A 4,537-nucleotide genomic window follows, 5' to 3' on the forward strand; every position below is an offset into this window, starting at 1 on the left:
CGAAGCAGGTCAGCAGATCAGGCTCAGTGCCAGTTTCGGCGTGGCAGGGCTGGATGATCACGAGGCCCTGGACAGGCTGACCAAGCGCGCCGACCTGGCCTTGTATCGCGCCAAGCGGCTGGGACGCAATCGGGTCGAGCTGGCTGACGATGAGGTGCAGGAAGGGTGAGCCGGGCTCAGGTGCTGTCGCGCTCCAGGATGGTGTAGCCCAGGTCGCATACTGTTTGCGATACCGGGTCGCCATCGAAGCGGGTCAGTAGCATGTCGGCTGCCGTCAGGCCGATCTGGTGCGCGCTGATCTGCACTGTGGTCAAGGCCGGCAAGACTTCCTGGGCGATTTCCAGATTGGCAAAGCCGGCTAAGGCCATGCGTCGCGGCACGGCGATGCCGCGCCGCGCGCACTCCAGCGCCGCGCCTGCGGCGATCACGTCATTGCTGAAGAAGGCGGCATCGATCGGCGGGTGGTGGGCCAGCAGCCGGCAGATCGCTTCGCGCCCGGCTTGCAGGAAAGCGCCCATGGGCATCACCAGGTGCAGCGGCTGCGCTGCGCCCTGCGCCAGCAGCGCTTCGCGCATCCCAGCAAAGCGCGCCAGGCCGCGCGGGTCGTCACCACCGACGAAGGCCATGTGGCGATAGCCTTTGCGGTACAGGTAGTGACCCATGGCGCGGCCGGCGGCATGGTTGTCGAAGCCCACCAGCATATCGATGGGGTGCTCGCTCAAGTCCCAGGTTTCCACCACCGGGATGCCCGCCACCTTCAGGCGCTGGCGCGTGCGCGCTGAGTGCTGCACACCGGTCAGGACCAGTCCATCCACGCGGCGGCCAATGAAGGCTTCCACCAGGGCGGTTTCCGCCTGTTCCGAATAATTGGTTTGCCCCAGCAGCAACTGGTAGCCCTGCAGGCTCAGTTGCTCGGAGAGCCCGCGCACGCTTTCGGCAAAGATCGAGTGGCTGATGGTGGGCACGATGGCGGCCACGATGCGGGTGCGACGCGAGGCCAGGCCGCCGGCCAGCATGTTGGGAATGTAGCCCATGCTGCTGATGAAGGCTTCGACCCGTTCGCGAGTGGCTGGCGCGACTTTTTCCGGGGTATTGATGACCCGTGACACCGTGATGTGCGACACCCCGGCTGCGCGCGCCACGTCTTCCTTGGTGATGGCGCGGGCGGGTGGGGCAGGGGTGTCGGATTTGCGAGTCATGGGACGGGTGGTGAAGAATTGTTGCAAGCATAACAGCAGCTTGCTCGGCCGGGGCTTGCGGACATCCACATCCGTAGCTGGCGGGCAGGCTGCTGAGGCCTCGTGGCGCACTTAGTCGCGGTCGTTGAAGGCCGAGATATTGGAAACCTGAAATACCCCGGACAAGGATTGCAACTCGTTGCGATGCAGTTGCGCCAGGCGATGCAGGTATTGCTCGCCCAGCGTGGTCAGGCGCACCTGGACCAGGCGCTTGTCGCGGTCGTCCGGGGTGCGCGTGACCAGGCCGGCCTTCACGCAGCGCGTCACCAGGGCTACCACGCCATGGTGCTGGGCTTGCAGGCGCTCGGCCAGTTCGCTGATGCTGGCCCAGTCGCGCCCGGGATAGCCCTTGATGTGCAGCAGAAGCAGGTATTGCAGCGGGGTCAGGCCTTCGCTTTGGGCGGCATCTTCCGAAAAGCGCAGGAAGCGGCGTAATTGGTAGCGAAATTCCGACAGTGCCTCGAAATCGTCTTTTTGCAGGCGGGGCGTGCCGTTCATCGCGATGGACCCTCGCAGTGAGGCGCAAGGGATGCGGTGCATTGCTGCGGGTAGAGGGGCAAACGGGACATATATATCATCTTGTGATGTAATTGCGGTTTGGCCGGGGCGCGCTCACGCCGCTGGCTGTTGTGAAGCCCCGTTGTTACGGAACGGATATGCCCGATTCTATCTTGCTGTGGTTCAAAAGTTTCATTCCCGCCAGAACGCATGTCGATCGCTTTGAGCGGATGCGCGCCTGCGTCGGCAGTCTGTTCGGCATCCTGATGGTGGGTCTGATCAGTTATGCGCTGTTGCCGCATGAGGCCCGCACCATCTGGCTGATCGCGCCCATGGGGGCGTCGGCGGTGCTGCTTTTTGCGGTGCCGTCCAGTCCGCTGGCGCAGCCCTGGTCCATCATGGGCGGCAATTTGTGTGCGGCGGTCATTGGCGTGAGTTGTGCTCGACTGGTTCAGGAACCGGCGCTGGCGGCGGCGCTGGCGATTTCGCTGGCCATCGGGGCGATGTTCCTGTTGCGTTGTATCCATCCGCCTAGTGGCGCGGTGGCCTTGACGGCGGTGTTGGGCGGGCCGGCAGTGCAGCAGATGGGCTATGCCTTCGTGTTCTCGCCGGTGTTGCTCAATTCGGCGCTGCTGCTGGTGACGGCGCTGTTTTTCAACAATGCCACCGGGCGCCGCTATCCCCATGCCCAGCAAAGTGCGGCGGCGCACCCGCACCAGACGCGAGATGAATTACCGATCACGCGTCTGGGCTTTTCGCACGAGGATCTGGATGAGGTACTGAAGAATTTCAACCAGGTGCTCGACATCGGTCGTGACGATCTGGAAGAAATCTTCATGCAGACCGAAATGCGTGCCTATCACCGTCGTTTTGGTCAGACCCTGTGTGCTGCGGTGATGTCGCGTGATGTGGTGGCGGTGGAGTTTGCCACCGGCCTGGATGAGGCCTGGCGCCTGTTGCAGCAGCACCGCCTGCGCGCCATGCCGGTGCGGGACCGGGGGCGGCACGTGATCGGCATCATCAGCCGCAGCGACTTCCTCGAACATGCGGGGGTAGAGGTGCAGTCGGGGCTGGCGGGGCAATTGCGGCGTTTGCTGCATCGGGTGCCGTTTTCCCATTCCGACAAACCGGAAGTGGTGGGGCAGATCATGAGCCGTCCCGTCATTACTGCGCAGGTCGACACGCCGGTGCTGGAGCTGGTGCCGCGCATGGCCGATGGCTTGCACCAGATTCCCATCGTGCAGGCCGATGGCAAGCTGGCCGGGATGTTGACGCAATCGGACATGATTGCTGCGCTGTATGAGAAGAATCTGGCGGTGGCGCGCGCTGTGCCGAGCGCGCCGGGCTTGCGCACTGCGGCTTGAATGAGTGGCTTAAAGGCGTGGCTTGACAGTGGGCCTGGGCAGGAGGATCTTGCTTGCATGATGTTTCATCAAGGGAGGTTGTGATGAGAACAAATGCGCTGGCCGTGATGGTCTCTGCCTTGTTGCTGTTGCAGGCTTGCGAACGCCAGGGCGGCAATCCGCCCAAGCCGGTGGCTTCGGTGTTGCAGCAGGTCGCTCAAATGGCGTGAGTGCGCAGAGCTGCTGGATGGTGACGTGGGGCTGTGGCGCTGAAGGCACGGAGTTATTGGGAACGTGAATATCTGCTATTGCCACAATAAAGCAGACGCGCTCGGGGTGCCTCGCTATAGTGGCACCTGTCTCCTCCAATCTCCTCCTTAAGAAATTGGATTCAAGCCCGCACCTCTTGGTCGCGGGCTTTTTTTTGCCTGTGCGTTCGGCTTTGCTTCCCTGTCGATGATTATCCCTTCACGCAGTAGGGAAGGGGCGGCGCCGGTTCTTGGTAAGATGGTGCATCCGGCGTCCTTGCTCATGTCTTTCTTATTTTCTTGATAACGGACGCGCTGCTTCACGTTTTACCTTCAGATTCTGTCAATGTCTTCCACATCCCTGTCGCCATCGTCCACCACTTCTGCGCCCGAGCGCCCCGATACGCCTTGCGTGGCGGTCTGCTCGACCACCTTCGACGATGTCTGCCGCGGTTGCGGCCGCACGGTCGATGAGGTGGCGCAGTGGGTCTTCATGGATGAGGCGCAGCGCGAGGTAGTGTGGCAGCGCATCCTGGCCCAGGGTTACCCGCGCCGTCATTACTGAGGCGGCACGCCCGCTGCAAAGAACTTCACCCCTGCCTGGCGCAGCATACTGGTCAAGGCAATCAGTGGCAGGCCGGTCAGGGCGGTGGGGTCGTCGCTGTGGATGCTGTCCAGGATGGCGATGCCCAATCCTTCATTCTTGGCGCTGCCGGCGCAGTCATAGGGTTGCTCGATGCGCAGGTAGGCTTCCAGTTCGGCATCGTCCAGGTCGCGAAAGCGCACCAGGGTCTGCACATTGCAGACCTGCGCCGCAGTGGCGGCATCGGCGCGGCGGCCATCCCACAGGCACAGCGCAGTATGGAAGATCACTTCGCGTCCGCGCATCGATTGCAATTGCTTCAAGGCATTGGCGTGATTGCCGGGCTTGCCGATCTGCTGGCCATCCAGGGTGGCAACCTGGTCCGAGCCGATCACCAGGGCCGCGCTCACGCGGGCGGCGATGGCACCGGCCTTCTGGTGCGCCAGGCGCAGCGCGGTGGCCTGCGGGCTTTCGCCGGGTTGCGGGGTTTCGTCGATGTCCGGAGCCATGGTTTCGAAGGGCAGGCCGAGTCGGCTCAGCAGTTCCTTGCGATAGATGGAGCTGGAGCCCAGGATCAGGCATAGTTGGCTGGGATTGGGATGATTTGCGACATATCGGAAGTGCAGA

7 protein-coding genes are annotated in these 4,537 nt (G+C 62.9%); 4 read left to right on the forward strand and 3 right to left on the reverse strand.

Going from position 1 to position 4,537, the window contains the following annotated elements; all coding sequences use genetic code 11:
* Positions 1-16 precede the first annotated feature (16 nt).
* On the forward strand, positions 17-169 hold the full coding sequence (locus I5W_RS30155; RefSeq protein WP_256380789.1) for a diguanylate cyclase domain-containing protein: 153 nt from the start codon (positions 17-19) through the stop codon (positions 167-169).
* A gap of 7 nt (positions 170-176) precedes the next feature.
* Here I5W_RS30155 and I5W_RS18110 read toward each other — a convergent pair whose 3' ends face one another.
* Both I5W_RS18110 and I5W_RS18115 read right to left on the reverse strand, forming a co-directional pair.
* A complete protein-coding gene (locus tag I5W_RS18110) occupies positions 177-1,199 on the reverse strand; it encodes a LacI family DNA-binding transcriptional regulator (RefSeq protein ID WP_199901762.1) in 1,023 nt (340 codons plus the stop codon).
* Between the two features lie 111 nt (positions 1,200-1,310).
* Positions 1,311-1,736, reverse strand: coding sequence for a MarR family transcriptional regulator (locus I5W_RS18115; RefSeq protein WP_017450823.1), 426 nt, complete (start codon positions 1,734-1,736; stop codon positions 1,311-1,313).
* A 158-nt stretch (positions 1,737-1,894) separates the two neighbouring features.
* Between I5W_RS18115 and I5W_RS18120 the strand changes: the two genes are divergently transcribed.
* The 3 genes from I5W_RS18120 to I5W_RS18125 all read left to right on the forward strand — a co-directional run bounded on the left by I5W_RS18120 (position 1,895) and on the right by I5W_RS18125 (position 3,892).
* Positions 1,895-3,100: an HPP family protein gene (locus I5W_RS18120; RefSeq protein WP_199901763.1), complete on the forward strand. Its 1,206-nt coding sequence runs from the start codon at positions 1,895-1,897 to the stop codon at positions 3,098-3,100.
* Positions 3,101-3,183: 83 nt separating this feature from the next.
* Complete coding sequence (locus I5W_RS33895; RefSeq protein WP_255348486.1) at positions 3,184-3,309, forward strand: hypothetical protein; 126 nt, start codon at positions 3,184-3,186, stop codon at positions 3,307-3,309.
* Positions 3,310-3,673: 364 nt separating this feature from the next.
* Positions 3,674-3,892, forward strand: coding sequence for a DUF1289 domain-containing protein (locus I5W_RS18125; RefSeq protein WP_044530276.1), 219 nt, complete (start codon positions 3,674-3,676; stop codon positions 3,890-3,892).
* Here the strand turns inward: I5W_RS18125 and I5W_RS18130 are convergent.
* Positions 3,886-4,536, reverse strand: a complete 651-nt coding sequence (locus I5W_RS18130) for a Maf-like protein (RefSeq protein WP_044530277.1) — start codon at positions 4,534-4,536, stop codon at positions 3,886-3,888. The two genes, I5W_RS18125 and I5W_RS18130, sit on opposite strands and share 7 nt — an antisense overlap.
* Position 4,537: the final 1 nt, after the last annotated feature.

Origin of the sequence: Herbaspirillum sp. B65 (genome assembly GCF_000333555.1) — a bacterium.
In the GTDB taxonomy this organism is placed as follows: Bacteria; Pseudomonadota; Gammaproteobacteria; order Burkholderiales; family Burkholderiaceae_D; genus Herbaspirillum; species Herbaspirillum rubrisubalbicans.

Excerpts from the sequence above, each read along its gene's own strand:
- I5W_RS18115 (WP_017450823.1), bottom strand. The coding sequence starts at position 1,736 with ATGAACGGCACGCCCCGCCTGCAAAAAGACGATTTCGAGGCACTGTCG.
- I5W_RS18110 (WP_199901762.1), bottom strand. The coding sequence starts at position 1,199 with ATGACTCGCAAATCCGACACCCCTGCCCCACCCGCCCGCGCCATCACC.
- I5W_RS18120 (WP_199901763.1), top strand. The coding sequence starts at position 1,895 with ATGCCCGATTCTATCTTGCTGTGGTTCAAAAGTTTCATTCCCGCCAGA.
- I5W_RS33895 (WP_255348486.1), top strand. The coding sequence starts at position 3,184 with ATGAGAACAAATGCGCTGGCCGTGATGGTCTCTGCCTTGTTGCTGTTG.
- I5W_RS18125 (WP_044530276.1), top strand. The coding sequence starts at position 3,674 with ATGTCTTCCACATCCCTGTCGCCATCGTCCACCACTTCTGCGCCCGAG.